This window comes from Leptospira barantonii, assembly GCF_002811925.1.
Classification (GTDB): Bacteria; Spirochaetota; Leptospiria; order Leptospirales; family Leptospiraceae; genus Leptospira; species Leptospira barantonii.
The window spans coordinates 62,005-78,109 of the sequence record NZ_NPDS01000009.1 but is presented as its reverse complement, the minus strand read 5'-3'; the positions used below and the strand labels follow the sequence as shown (position 1 = coordinate 78,109).

At 41.7% G+C, this 16,105-nt stretch carries 20 protein-coding genes; 13 read left to right on the top strand and 7 right to left on the bottom strand.

Annotation, left to right across the window (positions count from 1 at the left end):
* The first annotated feature begins 67 nt into the window (after nucleotides 1-67).
* The 11 genes from lsa14 (at nucleotide 68) to CH367_RS18150 (ending at nucleotide 7,791) form a co-directional block, all read left to right on the top strand.
* Entirely contained in the window at nucleotides 68-622 is a 555-nt protein-coding gene (gene lsa14 / locus CH367_RS18205) for an adhesin Lsa14 (protein WP_125226143.1), read from the top strand.
* Nucleotides 619-945, top strand: coding sequence for a TRL-like family protein (locus CH367_RS18200; RefSeq protein WP_100763920.1), 327 nt, complete (start codon nucleotides 619-621; stop codon nucleotides 943-945). Before lsa14 ends, CH367_RS18200 begins: the two co-directional genes overlap by 4 nt.
* Nucleotides 942-1,304 carry a TRL domain-containing protein gene (locus CH367_RS18195; protein WP_100763919.1) on the top strand — a complete coding sequence of 121 codons (363 nt, stop codon included), beginning with the start codon at nucleotides 942-944 and terminating at the stop codon, nucleotides 1,302-1,304. Before CH367_RS18200 ends, CH367_RS18195 begins: the two co-directional genes overlap by 4 nt.
* An 83-nt stretch (nucleotides 1,305-1,387) precedes the next feature.
* Complete coding sequence (locus tag CH367_RS18190; protein ID WP_100763918.1) at nucleotides 1,388-1,726, top strand: hypothetical protein; 339 nt, start codon at nucleotides 1,388-1,390, stop codon at nucleotides 1,724-1,726.
* Nucleotides 1,723-2,061: a hypothetical protein gene (locus CH367_RS20875; RefSeq protein WP_165783330.1), complete on the top strand. Its 339-nt coding sequence runs from the start codon at nucleotides 1,723-1,725 to the stop codon at nucleotides 2,059-2,061. The genes CH367_RS18190 and CH367_RS20875 overlap by 4 nt, the downstream gene beginning before the upstream one ends.
* 35 nt (nucleotides 2,062-2,096) lie before the next feature.
* Nucleotides 2,097-2,810, top strand: a complete 714-nt coding sequence (locus CH367_RS18180; protein WP_100763917.1) for a hypothetical protein — start codon at nucleotides 2,097-2,099, stop codon at nucleotides 2,808-2,810.
* A gap of 13 nt (nucleotides 2,811-2,823) precedes the next feature.
* Nucleotides 2,824-3,705, top strand: coding sequence for a hypothetical protein (locus CH367_RS18175; protein ID WP_100763916.1), 882 nt, complete (start codon nucleotides 2,824-2,826; stop codon nucleotides 3,703-3,705).
* Nucleotides 3,706-3,783: 78 nt separating this feature from the next.
* Entirely contained in the window at nucleotides 3,784-4,272 is a 489-nt protein-coding gene (locus CH367_RS18170; protein WP_165783329.1) for a DUF3015 family protein, read from the top strand.
* Between the two features lie 14 nt (nucleotides 4,273-4,286).
* A complete protein-coding gene (locus tag CH367_RS18165) occupies nucleotides 4,287-4,772 on the top strand; it encodes a DUF3015 family protein (RefSeq protein ID WP_100763914.1) in 486 nt (161 codons plus the stop codon).
* Between the two features lie 216 nt (nucleotides 4,773-4,988).
* Nucleotides 4,989-6,941, top strand: a complete 1,953-nt coding sequence (locus tag CH367_RS18155; RefSeq protein WP_100763912.1) for an Lnb N-terminal periplasmic domain-containing protein — start codon at nucleotides 4,989-4,991, stop codon at nucleotides 6,939-6,941.
* Complete coding sequence (locus CH367_RS18150; protein WP_100763911.1) at nucleotides 6,904-7,791, top strand: alpha/beta hydrolase; 888 nt, start codon at nucleotides 6,904-6,906, stop codon at nucleotides 7,789-7,791. The genes CH367_RS18155 and CH367_RS18150 overlap by 38 nt, the downstream gene beginning before the upstream one ends.
* Here CH367_RS18150 and CH367_RS18145 read toward each other — a convergent pair.
* Entirely contained in the window at nucleotides 7,781-8,248 is a 468-nt protein-coding gene (locus tag CH367_RS18145; RefSeq protein ID WP_100763910.1) for a hypothetical protein, read from the bottom strand. The two genes, CH367_RS18150 and CH367_RS18145, sit on opposite strands and share 11 nt — an antisense overlap.
* Before the next feature lie 122 nt (nucleotides 8,249-8,370).
* Between CH367_RS18145 and CH367_RS18140 the strand changes: the two genes are divergently transcribed.
* Complete coding sequence (locus CH367_RS18140; RefSeq protein WP_100764037.1) at nucleotides 8,371-8,832, top strand: hypothetical protein; 462 nt, start codon at nucleotides 8,371-8,373, stop codon at nucleotides 8,830-8,832.
* A 10-nt stretch (nucleotides 8,833-8,842) separates the two neighbouring features.
* Here the strand turns inward: CH367_RS18140 and CH367_RS18135 are convergent, their stop codons facing one another.
* From CH367_RS18135 to CH367_RS18115, 5 genes are all read right to left on the bottom strand, one after another.
* Complete coding sequence (locus tag CH367_RS18135; protein WP_100763909.1) at nucleotides 8,843-9,649, bottom strand: ABC transporter permease; 807 nt, start codon at nucleotides 9,647-9,649, stop codon at nucleotides 8,843-8,845.
* 5 nt (nucleotides 9,650-9,654) lie between these two features.
* The gene (locus CH367_RS18130) at nucleotides 9,655-10,440 is read right to left on the bottom strand and encodes an ABC transporter permease (RefSeq protein ID WP_165783328.1); all 786 of its coding nucleotides are present in this window, start codon (nucleotides 10,438-10,440) and stop codon (nucleotides 9,655-9,657) included.
* Nucleotides 10,437-11,414: an ABC transporter ATP-binding protein gene (locus tag CH367_RS18125; protein ID WP_100763907.1), complete on the bottom strand. Its 978-nt coding sequence runs from the start codon at nucleotides 11,412-11,414 to the stop codon at nucleotides 10,437-10,439. The genes CH367_RS18130 and CH367_RS18125 overlap by 4 nt, the downstream gene beginning before the upstream one ends.
* A 77-nt stretch (nucleotides 11,415-11,491) precedes the next feature.
* Nucleotides 11,492-12,601, bottom strand: coding sequence for a hypothetical protein (locus tag CH367_RS18120; RefSeq protein WP_125226142.1), 1,110 nt, complete (start codon nucleotides 12,599-12,601; stop codon nucleotides 11,492-11,494).
* A gap of 54 nt (nucleotides 12,602-12,655) precedes the next feature.
* A complete protein-coding gene (locus CH367_RS18115; protein WP_100763905.1) occupies nucleotides 12,656-13,126 on the bottom strand; it encodes a hypothetical protein in 471 nt (156 codons plus the stop codon).
* Between the two features lie 284 nt (nucleotides 13,127-13,410).
* Here CH367_RS18115 and rlmD point away from each other — a divergent pair, with 284 nt between their 5' ends.
* Nucleotides 13,411-14,793, top strand: coding sequence for a 23S rRNA (uracil(1939)-C(5))-methyltransferase RlmD (gene rlmD / locus CH367_RS18110; protein WP_100763904.1), 1,383 nt, complete (start codon nucleotides 13,411-13,413; stop codon nucleotides 14,791-14,793).
* 57 nt (nucleotides 14,794-14,850) lie between these two features.
* On the opposite strand, the gene CH367_RS18105 is transcribed toward rlmD, so the two are convergent.
* Nucleotides 14,851-16,026 (bottom strand): hypothetical protein, encoded by a 1,176-nt coding sequence (locus tag CH367_RS18105; RefSeq protein ID WP_100763903.1) that lies wholly within the window; start codon nucleotides 16,024-16,026, stop codon nucleotides 14,851-14,853.
* Between the last annotated feature and the right edge of the window lie 79 nt (nucleotides 16,027-16,105).

Below are 16,105 nucleotides of genomic sequence, written 5' to 3'. Positions count from 1 at the left end.
GAAAAAACGGGATTTTGTGTCGGCAAACACTCGAAGGGCGAACTATAAGAAAGTAAGCGGAGGATTTATGATATTGCAGATTCAACGTCCTAATCGATTTCGAATTCCGATTCTCGGAGTTTGGATTCGAATCCTGGTTTTAAGTTTTCTTTGGAACTTCGTTTCCTGCACGGGGATCAACGTCCTCAATTCTCCCGTGGGTCCCGAAGAGATGAACACAAATCCCACGCCCGCTTACGGAAGACCTTCCTTCGAACTTTGGTATAAGGGCGGATTTATCTATCACAACGAATCGATCCCGAATACGATCATCGGGAACGCAAAGGGAGTGGAAAGAGGAGAATCCTGTTCCAGATCCGTTCTCGCTCTTTTTGCTTGGGGAGATTCCTCGATTCAAAGCGCTTCTCAAAAAGCGAATATTAAAAAAATTGCACATATCGAATACGAACATACCGCCGTTTTAGGAATCGGCTATCACAGTTTCTGCACGATCGTCAGGGGAGAATCCCAAACCGCCGTCAAGGTTTCCGAGGAAGTGAAGGAAAAAAAATCCGTCCCTTCGGTTCCCGCCCCTACGCCCGTTGTGGATAAAAAAGAATCCGAAGAAGGAGAAACGGAATGAAACGAATTTTGAATATTCTGCTTCTCTTATTTTTTATTCTTTCACTGACCCGATGTGCGGCCGGTCCTGTCGGAGGGTTTTTATTTACCCACAATAAATATCCGGGAGAAATCAATCCCACAAACGAGGTTCGGTCGGACGTAAGCGCGGAAGGATGTATTCACAGCGTACTCGGGCTTTTTAGTTTCGGAAACGCGGGAGCGGGTAGCGTCGCCAAAAAGAACGGAATTCAAAGAATCGCGATCATCGACTATAGCGTTCTTCAGATTCTCGCGATCGTCTACAGAAACCATTGTGTGATCGTTTCGGGAGAAAAAGAATGAAAAGAATTTTGAATATTCAAAAATCAGCAATCGTCTTACTTGCGTTTGCGGGAATTCTTCTTTCGGGTTGTATCGCAACCTCCGAACCCGCGCTTTTATTTTCGTACAACACACAACACCTTCTTTCCAAAACGAACGGAAACATGATCTCTTCCGCAAAAGTTTCGAGAAAAGGAGAAAGTTGCACGTATGCGATTTCTCTTTTTTATTACAACGCGACGTTCCGAGGACCGAAAAACAGCGTAGCGGACATAGCGAAGGAATTCGAAATACAGAAGATTGCGGTCGTGGATTATTCTTCCTTCAGTTTTTTAGGACCTATCTTTTACAAAAACTGCATCGTCGTTTGGGGAGAATGAAATTCGAAAGCGTTCCGTTTCCGAATTAAAAATGACTTTACCGGATTCGAAACGATCTTCAAACTTCAGATCCGAGTGATTTCATGAAATTTCGAATTCCGTTTTCTATTTTTGTTTTATTCATTCTATTCACCGCGAACTGTTCGTCCGATCACGTGGTCATCCAACGTCCTCTAACGGGAGAAGAAAAAACTCTCGGAAGAGTTCAAGGAAGCGCCTGCGGATTCTTAGGCGTTCTGGTTCCTTGGTATTATTTTTTCCCCATCCAACAAAACTCGAAAGTGGAACGTGCTTATAACTACGCGGTTCAACAAATTCCGGGCGCGAAAGGACTGAAAAACATCACCATCGAAGAAACCTGGTTCTGGGCTGTGCTTGGAATCACTCAGTGTATGACCATTTCGGGAGACGCGATCCAATGAATCCCAAATTTTTCACCGCCCTCCTCTTGTTGACTTTGACCGTATCCTGTATATCCGATCCGATTTTTATTCCCGAGAATCAAAAGAAATTCAAACCGGATCAAAATACGATCACATACCCCGCGTATGCAAAAGAATGCGGATTCGTTTTGTTATTCTTTATTCCGATCGGAATCAACGGAAGATTCGCAAAAGCCTACTCGAAAATTTCCGCGCAAGCTAAGGACGGAATTCTTTCGCAGATCACCTTAGAAGAATCCTGGTATTACGGTTTTATCGGAACCGGTTACTGCACTACGATCACCGCTTTGGTGAAACGGGAGGGTTCTCCTTGAAAATGAATCCAATATTTAAAATTTACGATATTCTAATGTTCCAAAATAAATCCATTACTAAATCCTCACTTCGAAACTTCTTTCTTTCCGTTTCGATCCTTTCCCTGATTCTTTTTTCGTTTCTAAACTGCATCTCCGTACGAGTGTATATTCCCAAAAAAGGAACGGACGCATACGATGTGGGAAACTTGGATACGTTTCTTCATCTTGCGGTTCCGAATTCGAATCCGCATTTTGAAATCGAAGAATCCCCCGAACTCAAATACGGACCATTTGCACATCGGATTCCCTCCCTATTCTTTCTTTCTCCGAAAAAGTTGGAGAACGAATACGGCTCCGTCGGCACGATCATCGCAAGAGAATTGGATCGAAACAGAAACGATTACAAAACGAATCAGAAATATAAGATTCTCGTCAAAGGATTCGAACTGAAGACGGACGATTCCTGTTTTTACGGAAACATAACGAACGTGAAACTCGATATCGATGTTCTACATTCCGAAAAAAAAGAGAACCTTTTGAATTTTCATTTCGAGGATTCTATAGAATCGAACGTAACCGACTGCAACTTCGTTTTGGCTTCCGGTACGATCGTCGGTTGGCTGATCTACATGCCTTATCTCGGATTTCGAGGAAACCGAGAAGACCAACTCAATCAGCTCGGCAGAACGGCTTTATTAGAATTTTCTGAAAAACTAAAGTCCGCCTTGGAACAGTCCGCCAAAACTATTCCTCCCCAAAAAAAGTAGGAAACCGATTCTTATGCATCCTTTCTTAAAATTTTTCAGCGCCTTTCTTCTTCTTTCGTCCTTGTTTTTTTCAATGGGTTGCACGTATTCCGTAGAGAAAAAATACATCTACGCAAAGCCGTATTATCCGAATCAGAATACCTTCGACGAAAACAATCCTCAATTCGAAGAAGGGGAACCGTATTGGTTTTTGGATTTTATGGGAAACGTCTTCGGCGTTTTATCCAAACTCATTCTCTGGAATAGAAAGATGAGCAATCACCGTTTCTCCGAAGAAACGAAAAATTATCTCAAAGATTATATCCGAGAAAATAATCTTAAAGACGTAAAGGTCCGATTCAATCAATATGCGCCCATCGACGATCTCGTACAACTTTGGAGATCGGATGCCGTTCATCCGATTTTGAAATACACTGTGGGAATTCTAAACTGGATCTCGGGTGTGATTCTTCCCGGTAGACTTTTCGCAGGGCTTTTAACCGGAGATCACTACAATCCGTATTCGAATACGATCAATCTTTACAGCGATCTTCCTTCCGTGGTTCTTCACGAAGGCGGACATTCAAAAGACTTCGCTCTTAGAAAATACAAATCGTTTTACAGTCTCGGTTATTCGTTTCCGATCGTAGGTCCGTTGTATGCGGAAGCGCGAGCTTCGGACGACGCGCTTCGATATCTCAGACACAAATGCGATTTAAAGAACGAGTTGCTCGCCTATCGGACGTTATATCCCGCTTACGCGACCTATGCTACCGGACCGATCTTAAGTTCCGTGGGAGAATTGGTCGGCTTGGCCGCTTCGATTCCGGGTCATATCGTAGGTTATAGAAAAGAGAAACGAGTCGAGAAGGAAGAAATTCCGGAATGTAAACTCGTGGAAGAGATTTCGAAGTAAGATTTCTCAATTCGAAAACCAATTGACATATTCTTCAAAATGGGAAACAATTCTCTATTCTCATTTTGGAGTTACACTGTGAAAAAAAAGATCTCATGGATCCTTTTGACGCTTTCCTGCATCACTCTGCTGAGTCCGTTATCCGCAAAGGATTACCACGTAGCTGGATGCGGCTTAGGTTCCTTATTCTTCAAAGAAAACAAGATGGCTTATCAGCTTCTTGCCGCAACAACCAACGCAACCGGACTACAAACCATAGGAATCACGATCGGAACCTCCAATTGTGCGACCGACGGTCTTGTTAAAAACGAAAAAGTTCAGGAAGTTTTCGTATCGGTCAATTATTCTTCCCTCGAACAGGAAATGGTAACTGGCAAAGGAGAGAAGTTAGACGCTCTTTCCTCCCTTTTCGGATGTCCGGTCGAGATGAACGGAAGATTTTCCTCTCTCGCTCAAAGCCGTTATACGAAACTGTTCGTGCCGAACGGAACTCCGGCGACCTTGTTGGACGGGGTCAAAAACGAAATTCTTCAGGACGAAGTTTTAGCTTCGGCTTGTAAAATCTAAGGAGAAGGAACAGAATGAAAACGAATTATAAAATCCTAATCCTTCTTTTGGCCGTATCCTCGCTTTCCTTTACGAAAAACGTTCAAGCCTACGGGGCCGCTGGTTGCGGTCTTGGCTCGGTAGTAATCACGGAAAACAAAGTGGTTCATCAAGTGATCGCGGCGACGATCAACGATCTTTTTTCCGCGAACCAGCTTACCGGAATCACAACGGGAACACTCAACTGTAAAACGGACGGGGTCACTCAAAAATCGAAAGAACAGGAAATTTTCGTCCATCTGAATTACGATTCTTTACTCTTAGAATCGGCTCAGGGAAAAGGTGAAAAACTCGAAGCATTCGCTTCCCTTTTGGAATGTAAGGACCCGAAGGCATTCGCCGATCTTACAAGAAAGAATCATTCTTCTTTGTTTGCAAACGCGGACCCTTCCGATTTTCTGATTAAAATCAAATTGGAAATGAGTAAGGACGTTTTTCTTTCTAAGAGCTGTAAAATCTGATCTCTCGAAGGCTTTCGGAATTTCCGAAAGCCTTTTTGTAAATTCTCATTCTTGAATATTCGAAAAATAAAAAGTAATTCTCCTTTTTTGAAATTCCGAAAACTTCGTTCCAATCTGTCCTTGATCCGTTTTTATTCTCCTTTATTTCTACTCTGTTTTTTTCTAGCGACTCCGAATTTTCATTCCCTCTTTGCACAAGAAAACCCGCGGGCAAAATTGTCGGAATCATCGCTCGAATCTTATCTACGATCCGCGGAACTACAAAAACTTTCCGAAACACGATATTGGCTTTTGTTACTGCACTATCGAAAGTCCATTTTTGGAAATTCAAAAAGTGAAATCGACGGTCAGGATTTTTTTCTTTCGGAAAACGGAAAGTGGAACCCCAAAGAAGAATTGAACGAAACCATCAAAGGATTTTTTAGAACTCCGAACGAAGACGAGTTCGAAGAAAAAAAACTTCATCCCATCTGCAAGTATCCGGAGCGGTTTCGTTGGTTGGATTCTCATCTTCATTTCGATAAAAATTCTTTGCCACAAATTCGGTGCACACGATTTGAAAATTGGATTCAAGCTTTGAACCCGACTTCGATCCAACTCATCTTCGCGTCCTTTTATCTGAACAATCCCGCTTCCTTATTCGGACACAATCTTTTAAAGATAGGAAGCGAGAATCCGAATCGTTCGGAGATCTTGGATTATGCGGTGAACTTTGCGGCCAATTATTCGAAAGAAGACGGAGCCTTAACGTATGCCGTGCGCGGTTTGTTCGGCGGATATCCCGGCTCCTTTAGCATCTTTCCATACTATTACAAAATCAACGAATACAACGATATGGAAAGCAGGGATCTCTGGGAATACGAGCTGAACGTCGAACCGTCCGACGCAAAAAGAGTAACGTCCCATATCTGGGAACTCGGCTCGACCTACTTCGATTATTACTTTTTGGATGAGAATTGTTCCTATCATCTATTGTCACTTTTGGAAATCGCAAAAAGCGATCTTCACCTCCGAGAAGAATTCAATCTTTATACGATTCCTTCGGATACGGTAAAACTTGCTTTGAACAAAGAAGGTTTGATCCGCAGAAAAACATACCGACCTTCTTTAACTTCCAAGATGGAACAAAAGATCAAAGAATTGTCCTCGACAGAAAGAACAAAGTTCTACGAATACGTTTCCTCCAAAATCGAATTAACGGATTTGTTAAACGAATTCAAAGGGGAACGCCTGGCGCATCTTTTGGATGCGATCCTGGACGCGAAACGTTTTCAAAAAACATTAGAAAAACAGAATGCACAAGAGGAACAAAAGTATAGAAATCTACTAGTAGAAAGAAGCAAACTTCCGTTCCCTCCGATCCTTTCTCGAGAACCGACTTCCGCCCCTCCCGAAGACGGACACGGAAGCGGTAGAATCAAGATCAACCGAGGAACTTCCAACCTCGGCGGTTATACGGATGTTTCCATACGCGCGGCGTATCACGATTTTATGAACTACGACAAAGGTTTTGTTCCGTTTTCGACGATCGAATACTTTTCGTTCCAGCTCAGACAATACGATCTTCAAAAAAACCCGCACTTAGAAGAATCCAGTCTGATAAAAATTCTTTCCTTAGCCCCGGTTACTCCGATCCAAACACCCCTTTCTTTTTTTGTAGATTTCGGAACCGATTCCTCGATGATAAAACCGAAGTATCCAAGTTCCAATCAACTTCTCTATCTTCCGTTCTTATCCGATTCGAATTCGCTTTCGATCCTTCATTCCGTATACGACGACAAAAAGGATAAACGAGAAACTCCATACAGAGTATCGAACATTAACGCGGACGCTACGTTCGGTTATTCCTTATCGAATCGGGATTCGGAAAGTTCTATCTCTTGGGTGATTTCGCTTCAAACGGGCGCAAAGGCCCGCGGAAATTCCTATTATCAAGAAGGTTTATTGGTCGCACCGCAAGTCGCATTATTTTCGGTTGTCGCTTATCAAAAATGGAAACTCGGAATTTCAGTCCAGCATTTCGCTTTCTCAATTTACGGTTACAAAGACGATTACAAAATTTCACCGATGATCAGCGTTTCCCTTTCTCAGAATTGGGAAATACGATTGGAAGGAAAGGCTCAACGATATTATGAAGAACTTCAATTCTCATCCGCGTTCTTTTTTTAAGGGAAGAATTTTCAGTACGACGTCGCATCTTGTCGTATTCTTCTTTGTATCCTGTTCTTCCCTTTTTTATCAGCCCAACCAGGAACGATATTGGAAACCGGACGCGCTCGGCTTTTCTTATACGGAAGAAATTTTCATCACACCCGAAGGTGAAACTCTCAAACTCTGGAGAATCGGTCCTAAAAATTCCAAACCGAAAGGAGTGATTCTTCAGTTCCACGGAAACGGCGAAAATCGAACGAGTCATTTCACAAGCCTCGTCTGGCTCGTAAATCACGGTTATCAATTGGTGGCTTTCGATTACAGAGGATATTTGGATTCCAGCGGGGTCGCCGAAAGGGAGGGAATTCACAAGGACTCGGTCGCGCTCATCATAAGAGAATTAGAATATTCTAAAATTCAGAACATTCCTTTGATCGTCTACGGCCAGAGCCTCGGAGGAGCGATCGCCGCCCGGGCCGTGCCGGAGATCGGAGACAAATCGGGATTACTTCTTGTCGTTTTGGACGGAAGTTTTTCGAGCTATCGACAGGTTTTCAAAAGCGTTCTCAGGAATATCTTTTTTACTCCGATCGATTCCATCTTCGGAATACTTATGGACGATTCCCTAAGTCCGGAGGAAACGATCGGAATGATTTCTCCCGTTCCTCTTTTGGTGATCCACGGAACCGAAGACCCCGTGGTTCATTACGAAAACGGAATGAATTTATTCAAACTTGCGAAGGAACCCAAATGGTTTTGGGAGGTTCGGGGCGGAGGTCATGTCAACTGGATGGCGCTCGGGAATTCCAAAGAATCTAAGAATTTTCTAATATTCTTGGATTCTTTAATACAAAATTTCAATCCGTAGAATTCTCGTGACGATCCATATGAGAAGAATCGATTAAAAATTCGATCGCGGCTTCCTTGTTCAATTCTTTGAAATACAGTTCCGGAAACGAAAAATAACCTTCGTTAAAAAGGAAGTAGTCCACGAAATACGTTTTATTCTTTCCTAAAAAAAGAATTTTTTCCGCGTCCCTCGATTGCAGACGATAATATCCCTCTTCGAGATTCAACTGGACGTATTCTCCGTCGTCTAACACAACTTTGGCGTAAAAAGCCGGAGTCGAGTTCTGAAACGTTCCCGAGTATTTATAGATGAAAATCGTTTGTTTCCAGAACGCCAACGGAACTCGGGACGGACGAAGAAGATACAGGGACGCTTGTTCCACGGATTCTTTTTTCAATCGTACGAATTTGGATTTCGAGGCTCCGCATCCGACCAAGACGAAGAACAAAATGCAGAATGAAATTTTTCTCGTCATGTGGAATCAATGGATTCTCCTCCGAGAAACCGATCAAGGAGATTTTTGAATCGAGACAATTCAATAAATTCCGAGAAATAGGATTTGGCAATCCGAGCCTCTTTCCTGAAATGGGAATTGCAATGAATATCGAACTCACTCGCGAACAATACGAAGCCCTTCTTAAATCCTTGGCGATCACTCGGTTTTTATACCATTCCATTCTCGAGGAAGAGGAACCCGCGCCCGATCGTTTGGATTCGTACGACGCATACGAAGACATGGAACAACAGGTTTTATCCTATGCAAAGGCTTTAGAAGTTTCTCATCTTGTCGCGTATGACAGCGAAGAAGAACTTCATTATCTCACGAGAGAATTCGAAGAGAAGACGGACATCTCAGATCTGATCACGGAATATCAAGACAGCATCTTCTGGGACGAACTCGTTCAGAGGCTCGCGGCAAGAGATTTTATGAGAACTTACAACGAGTCCGAGATCAAAGGAATGGCAATCGAGGAAAGAATCGAAAAGGAAGCGCCTTTCATTTCCAAGTATGAAGAGATCTTTACCGAATCCGGTATCGAAACCCTGGAACTCAAATAATCCCCGACTTTTAGGTTCCGGTCGACTCGTATCTTTTTTGGCCTTTCTTCCATAGAATCAAGGAACCTAAAAACAAAAAACATCCCACCGGAAAATTCAAGTATATAAAGAAAGGATGAAATAGGGATTCGGAATTCTTATCCAAAAAATAATGAGCCGGATAAAAGTTCACGAAACCCAAAGGCAATAAAAACGTAAGAAGAATCCGAATCGATACGCTGTAGATATTCATCGGATACATCATAAATTCCCTGCTCGAAAAGATCACAAGATGAACCAGTGAATAGTTCTGAATCGCGTAGAATGCGATCGACGCGATCGCGATTCGAATTCCCGCCAAAATCATAGCGCTTCCGATCACGACCACAAACAACATACAGATCTTCGGAAAATCCCATTCAATATTCGTAAACTGATTGGCGACTATAAACGTGATGACGCCCAAAACGAGATGAAGAAGTCCCGATATATCGAAGTGATTCATCAACACTTGTCCGATCGGAGAAAGAGGTCTTAAAAGATAACGATCGTATCCTCCGTCGCGGACGAGGGAACCAAACTCCACCATTCCCGAAAAAACGGATGCGACGATTCCTTGTGCGAATATTAGCAAACTGTAAAGAAAGGCGATTTCTCCCCGAGTCCACCCTCCGATCGCGCTAAATTTAGACAGTAGAATGAAGATCGTCCCCGCTTGCGCCGAATAAAAGACGAGTAACGTAACAAGATAGATCCAGAAACTCGCTTTGTATTCCATGTGAGATTGTACGGAAGATACCGCGAGCTTGAGATAAGTTTTGAACGGAAAGTCGCGCATCGATTCTACCCTCCCGCCAATTCCAATCGTTTCAAACCGGAAAGATATACGGCGGATGCCAAACTCGTCAACACTCCGATCATCAAAAAATATCGAAGGATCAATTCTCCGAAACTCATTCCGATTTCGCTCCCCAGGATCACTTGAGTCGGATAGTAGTATAAATACGGAAACGGCAACCAAGAAGAAATGTTTCTAAGTGTTTCCGGAAACAAATCCAAAGGAACCACCGCGCCGGAGAATAAAGTGATAAGCGCAAAATACAAAAGGAAGAATGAAAAAATTTCGGTAAAATAAAAAGACAAGGATGAGATCGTAAATCCGATCAGAAAGAAAATCAAAAACGCTAAAGTATAAACGACAAGAAAGGCCGCAAAAGAATGCAGATCGGGTACGAATCTCAGATCCAAAACAAAATAAGCGAGAATCAACAAGGGAAGAGATCTTGAAAAAAGATGATACAAACTGACTCCGATCGTATCCGCAAATACGATCATAGGAAATCGAATCGGCTTCAATAGATCAAAGACGATCGTTCCATTTTTAATCTTAGAAGAAACAAGTCCGTCCTGTCTTCCGAAGGAAACCTTGATCAACGTTGCAATTACCGAATAAAGAATTAAAGAATTCTTATCCCTTCCGTTTTCAAAATCGCCCGCCGTCACCGATTGCCAAACCGACGTAAGGATCGCAAGATACAAAACCGCGTTTAAGATTCCGGTAAAGTATTCGAGTTTGTATGTCGAGGATCGTTGAAACGCTTTGGAGACTACCTTTAGATAAAGATTCAAGAACGTTCTCCGTAGATCTGTTTGATTACGGCCGATAGATCCGGCTTTTTATGAGCGATTTCTAATATTTCAGTGCCGGAAGAACCCAATGCGGATAAAAGTCCGTTTAAAGACTGCCCTTCCCTTACGATCACACTGATACAATTCGGTTTTCCGTTTTGTGTCCAATGAAACTCGGAAGGAAGCGAAGGTTTTTCGGTTCCTTTATAATGAATTTCGACTATATTATCCGTTCCTCCCAAGTTTCGAAAAGAATTCAAATCACCGTCGAAACGAATTTTTCCGTGATCGATCAATACGATTCTTTTTGCGAGAGATTCTATGTCCTGAACGTCGTGAGTCGTGAGAAGAATTGTCACCTTTTCCTCTCGGTTGATCGTCCGTATAAATTCTCTTACTTTTTCCTTTACCAATACGTCGAGTCCGATCGTCGGTTCGTCGAGAAACAACACTTTAGGAAAGTGTAATAGACTGGCCGCAATTTCGGCCTTCATTCTTTGTCCTAAACTTAACTTACGAACCTGTTGTCTAAAAAATTCGTTCAGCCCCAACAGATCCTGAAACATCTCCATTCTTTTTTTGTAATCTTTCGTTTCGATTTTATAAACGGATTTCAATAAGTCGAAGGATTCTCCCATGGGAAGATCCCACCAAAGCTGTGTTTTTTGTCCAAAGACCACTCCGATCCGTTCCGAATTTTCTCTTCGATCCTTCCACGGATCCAATCCGAATATGGAAATTTTTCCTTGGTCCGGCGTTAAAACACCGGTCAATAATTTAATGGTAGTGGATTTGCCGGCGCCGTTCGGCCCGATATATCCCACGAATTCTCCGGGTTGAATCGTAAAGGAGATGTCGTCCACCGCTCGGATGGTTTCTTTTTTGGAATAGAATAAGGATCCAATCGCCCCGAGTAGGCCGGGATTTCTTTTGCTGATTTGAAACGATTTTTGTAGATGTTCGACTGAGATCAAAGGTTTACCCTATAGTCTGACTCTGTCAAACCGACTTTGGGCTATTGGAAATTCAAAACAAGTCACTTAAATGAAAATTATTTTTGCCTCTCACTTTTCTCAATTTTCGCGAGCATAAAATGAATGAATACTTCAAGGGAGGCTTTATCTCTCATCAACCAAAAATAATGATCGTTTCTCCAAGCTCCGAAGTTATATGCACCTTTCATATAACTATCTCCAATCAAAGCTAAACCTTCATTGGGTCCGTAAGAAGAAAGCAAGCTTTGATAATATTCGTAAGCTCGTAACGAAACGTAACGATCCATCGGTAAACCGATGATATTAATCACGATCATCGACTCGGGAATCTCAAGATCCGCAAATAAAGGCGACCCTGGATCCCTTTTTATACTCTGAAAACCTGACCAATTGAATTGTTTGAAAAAAAACGCAATTCTTGTTTCGGAAGTTTTACGCCAACTTTGATTTACCGTATTTATAATAGGCGTCCCTTTATTAATTCCTCCGATATTAAACCAACCGAGAACCCTCTTAAAATATTTCTCCTTACCACATTTTTGAATCGCAGTTTTAACGTCTGCGCCGCCCTTACTAGTGGATACCAAAATGATGGAAAGATCAGGAGCTTCTTTCGAAATATAAGAACAAATCATCTCGCCGTTTTCCTGAATTGTCCCCGTTTCATCTACTGGCACATAATCGAATTTTAGACCCATCGACGTAATTATATGTGCAAGTCCGAGAAGATGATTGTCCTGACCGGAGTTTTTATAAAACATTCCGGGAACATGGATTACTTTAATGTTTGTTGAAGTCGTTGGGATCTGTGAATTTTTCGCGGAATCATTTTTTCCAAACTTGCTAACGAAAGAATGAATTTCTTCAGATTTCACATCTGAAATCAACGATTGATAATAATAAGATAACGCAAAGTCTGCACCATATTTCTTTGTTAAATTTAAAAGTGTGTTCGTATCCAATTGTTCGATCGAACGTTTATCTACATTTTTAAGATAATGATCCGCTAAGCTTAAGCTCTCGAATTCGTCTTCGCAGACGTCTTGTAGGAAATAAATTTGTTTTTTACATTCTTTTTCATACAAAGAGTATTCTCGAATATTGACTCTGAAAAAAGAACAGGAAGCGAATAAAAAGAAGAGTAGAAGGATAGGTTTATTTTTCACGAACAGCCAAAAGTTTCCGGGAGACATCCCCCCGGAAACGAAAGTAAATTTCTATTATTTTGTTTTCGCTGGAGTAGAAGCAGATCCGCCAAGGACTACAACTTCACCAGTTGCCATAAAATACTTCACACCTAGAGGTCCGATGAAAGGAATAAAGATTGGAACAGCGTAAGCGCCAAAGCTAACTTTAACTACAGCGTTTCCACCTCTTGCTTTTGCTTCTTTCACAAGCTCTTGTGTAAGAAGTTGCTCAACGTCACCTGCGGTTCCGTTGTTTACCCATCTGAAGGATTCGTTAGTAATTAAGTTACCGCCGCCTGCAGCAGTGATTCTTGGTCCACTTGTTGCAAATCCAACATCTTGTTTTTCAACAACGATAGTTCCTAAGCTAGTGAAAGAACCGTTTGGTTGTGCAGATGTAACTTGGATTTCCGTTGGGTGTTTAACATAAGTAGTTTCTGTAGAGCAATTTGCTACGAATCCGATCAGGATTACAGAAAGAACTGCCAATTTAATTAGTTTCATTTGGTCTCCTAAGACATTTGATCTTTTTCAAAACATAACAATTTGGAGAGTCATCCATTAAAACGCTATGTTCGAAAAAGGTTCGATTGGAGAGCGTAGAAAATTTAACAAATTGGGTCAAGAGAAAGTAGAAATAAACTTATGTATTTTTTTAAAATCATTATAAAACGAATATCAAACAAAGAAAGGTTTGATAAAAATAGTGTGTCACTCGTTATATCCTTAATAAAGCCAAAGCAGACATTACTTCGCATTTTTGATCTATTTCTTGTTAAAAATCTTCTATGTCAGACGCAAATTCCCCCCCTCATAGACCGAACGGCATCGCCGAAGTCGAAAAAATCGGAACAAACCTGCGAGGAACTCTAACCTTTGAAAAGAATCGTATCGAAGTCCCCTATTCTCTTCCCGGCGATTCGTATAACGTCACGCTGTTTAAAAAGAAACGAAGAAAACCGTCCGCAAAATTAGAATTAATTTCACAGGTTCCGAGAGCCGTCACGCCGCCCTGTCCCGCATTCACGCGATGCGGAGGTTGTTCCGCACAACATATCCCGTACGAAGAACAATTCATTTATAAAACGGCAAACCTTTTAGAAAGTTATAAAAAAGATTTCGGAATCGATCCGATTCTTATCCCCGCTCAAAATCAACTCCATTATAGAAATCGAATGGACTTCGCCGTTTTTCCGGGTCCGACGATCGGGCAAAGAGAGGCGGGTTCATTTCGATATATAGTGGATTTGGAAACTTGTTTTATACAAAGCGACGAATCCAATGAAGAACTAAAAAGATTTCGAACGTTGATCGCAAACTTTCCGAACATTCCGTATGATCGCAGATCGGATTCAGGATCTCTAAAATATATCACGTTGAGAAAAGCGAAGAATACTTCCGATCTAATGACGATTCTAACTTTCGCGGAAGAATTTAAGGACTCAAACGAAGAAAAAGAATTCGCGGAAGCCTGCCTTCAATCTCTAAAGGCGGACCATCTTCTTTTTTGTTTCAACCGAAGACGGGGGGAAATCTCCGCGATGGGAGAAGTAAAAATTCTCAGGGGAAAAGAATCATATCAAGAACTTGTTTCCGGAAAGGAATTCAGAGTTCCATTCGATTCTTTTTTTCAACCAAATCCGGAAGGTTTTCAACCGATTTTGAATTTTATAGAAAATGAGATTCCAAAAACTTCGGATCATCTGATCGATCTATTTTGCGGTTCCGGTTTTTTCAGCAGAATCTTCGGGCACAAATTCAAAAAAATCACGGGCATCGATTCGATCGAAAGTTCTTTGGAGATCGCCCGTAAACAAATGGAATTTGATTTTCCGAATATTCAATTTTCTTATTTGAGAGAAGATCTATTCTCCAAAAAAGCTTCGGCCGGTCTAGAGAATCTTTTTCAAACAAAGGAGAAGAACGTCTTAATAGCGGATCCTCCTCGGGCAGGACTTGGAGAATTCGTGATTGATGCTCTGAAAAATTCTAAAATTTCCTTTTTTCTGTATGTTTCCTGCAATCCAAGTTCTCAAAAAGAAGATTTGATGAAATTGAAGGATACGTTTCAAATTCAAAAAATTCTAATCACTGATCCGTATCCGCAAACTCCTCACCTGGAATCGGTTGCATTTCTGAGCGCGAAAGATACTTCATCGCCCGAGAATTGAGTTTCTCCGGGCGTCGAGGTGACATTAAACACTTGAGATATATTAGTAAAATATGAATTACTTTTTGATGATATGAACAGAAGTCGGTTTTACTTCTTTCTGAGTAAACTCGAAACCAAAATCGCTCTTTCTTTCTCTCATCTTTTGGTAAAGATTGCTTCCGTTAAAAAGGGCTTCCACTTCTAAAACTATCATTTTATTCGTATTTCCGCTACTGGCTTCGGATACGCTGTTTACGCCTTTGATCCCGCGAATTAAACCCTTAATGTCCTTGTCGACATAATCGTCATATGCGATGCCTTCGAGTTTGACTCGAATCAGATTTCCGGGTCTCCATTTCATAGAGATTTGATCGCGAATCTTAGGATAAGCCTTGTCCACGGCCTTACGAATCGCTTCCTGAGATCCGGTTTCCGGACTTACGTGAGGAAACGCTCCGTTCGTATTATCCGCCGCGATGATTCTTGCAGTATTCACATCGAAAATTTTGAAACGAAGTACCGCTTGATAGGATTTCAGTCCGCTGTCTTCGATATCTCCAGCGTTCGTAACTTCCGTCTGACCAACCAATAGAATCTGCGCTTCCATTTCGGCCGCGGCAGAAATCGCCTTCCCTTCGGAAGATTGATTTCCATACACTCCGACGGTCTTTCCGCCCTCTTTTGCCAAAATTCTGCTAAACTGATTCTTATCTAAAAAATCAAATTCGACGAATTTTTTTACGATTGCGTTTTCCGAGATCGATACCGAAGAACCTGCATTCGATTTTCCTAATATTTTTTCATCGATAATCATAAGAAACTTAGGTTTACCGAGATCTCTGTATCTTTCTTTAAGCGCGTCTTCGACAGCTTTGCGGCTCACCTTTCCCTTTGCGTCCGCTTCCAATAGATTGCCCTTTTTTCGAAAGGAACCGATTCTTGAAAATTCGGTCACAAATCCTTCGGTCGAAGAATTCACGATCATTTCTTTTAATTGTCCATCGATCGCTTGCGAACCGCCTTCGATCAATTCTCCGAGACCGTTCTCCAGAATTTTTCTTTTTGCGTTGAGTTCGAAATCGTCTTCGTTGATGCCTTGAACGTTGTTGACATATACAAATTTATCTTGTTTTCCGGAGCCGTCCTGCGTAGAGGAACAAGCATTGATTCCGAAAAAAATGATGATTGCAAACGATAGAGCCCATATTCTCGAGAAATATTTCTTCGAATGAGAGTTATGAATATTTTGCATGTAAAAAAATCCTCGATTCAATTTTACTTAAATAAAAACAAGAAGACCGTTTTTAATTGCGGCTCGCGCCGAGCGTCCA

What these genes read in the sequence shown, in the direction of transcription:
- lsa14 (WP_125226143.1), top strand. Translation starts at nt 68, where the DNA reads ATGATATTGCAGATTCAACGTCCTAATCGATTTCGAATTCCGATTCTC.
- CH367_RS18200 (WP_100763920.1), top strand. Translation starts at nt 619, where the DNA reads ATGAAACGAATTTTGAATATTCTGCTTCTCTTATTTTTTATTCTTTCA.
- CH367_RS18195 (WP_100763919.1), top strand. Translation starts at nt 942, where the DNA reads ATGAAAAGAATTTTGAATATTCAAAAATCAGCAATCGTCTTACTTGCG.
- CH367_RS18190 (WP_100763918.1), top strand. Translation starts at nt 1,388, where the DNA reads ATGAAATTTCGAATTCCGTTTTCTATTTTTGTTTTATTCATTCTATTC.
- CH367_RS20875 (WP_165783330.1), top strand. Translation starts at nt 1,723, where the DNA reads ATGAATCCCAAATTTTTCACCGCCCTCCTCTTGTTGACTTTGACCGTA.
- CH367_RS18180 (WP_100763917.1), top strand. Translation starts at nt 2,097, where the DNA reads ATGTTCCAAAATAAATCCATTACTAAATCCTCACTTCGAAACTTCTTT.
- CH367_RS18175 (WP_100763916.1), top strand. Translation starts at nt 2,824, where the DNA reads ATGCATCCTTTCTTAAAATTTTTCAGCGCCTTTCTTCTTCTTTCGTCC.
- CH367_RS18165 (WP_100763914.1), top strand. Translation starts at nt 4,287, where the DNA reads ATGAAAACGAATTATAAAATCCTAATCCTTCTTTTGGCCGTATCCTCG.
- CH367_RS18150 (WP_100763911.1), top strand. Translation starts at nt 6,904, where the DNA reads ATGAAGAACTTCAATTCTCATCCGCGTTCTTTTTTTAAGGGAAGAATT.
- CH367_RS18145 (WP_100763910.1), bottom strand. Translation starts at nt 8,248, where the DNA reads ATGACGAGAAAAATTTCATTCTGCATTTTGTTCTTCGTCTTGGTCGGA.
- CH367_RS18140 (WP_100764037.1), top strand. Translation starts at nt 8,371, where the DNA reads ATGAATATCGAACTCACTCGCGAACAATACGAAGCCCTTCTTAAATCC.
- CH367_RS18135 (WP_100763909.1), bottom strand. Translation starts at nt 9,649, where the DNA reads ATGCGCGACTTTCCGTTCAAAACTTATCTCAAGCTCGCGGTATCTTCC.
- CH367_RS18115 (WP_100763905.1), bottom strand. Translation starts at nt 13,126, where the DNA reads ATGAAACTAATTAAATTGGCAGTTCTTTCTGTAATCCTGATCGGATTC.
- rlmD (WP_100763904.1), top strand. Translation starts at nt 13,411, where the DNA reads ATGTCAGACGCAAATTCCCCCCCTCATAGACCGAACGGCATCGCCGAA.
- CH367_RS18105 (WP_100763903.1), bottom strand. Translation starts at nt 16,026, where the DNA reads ATGCAAAATATTCATAACTCTCATTCGAAGAAATATTTCTCGAGAATA.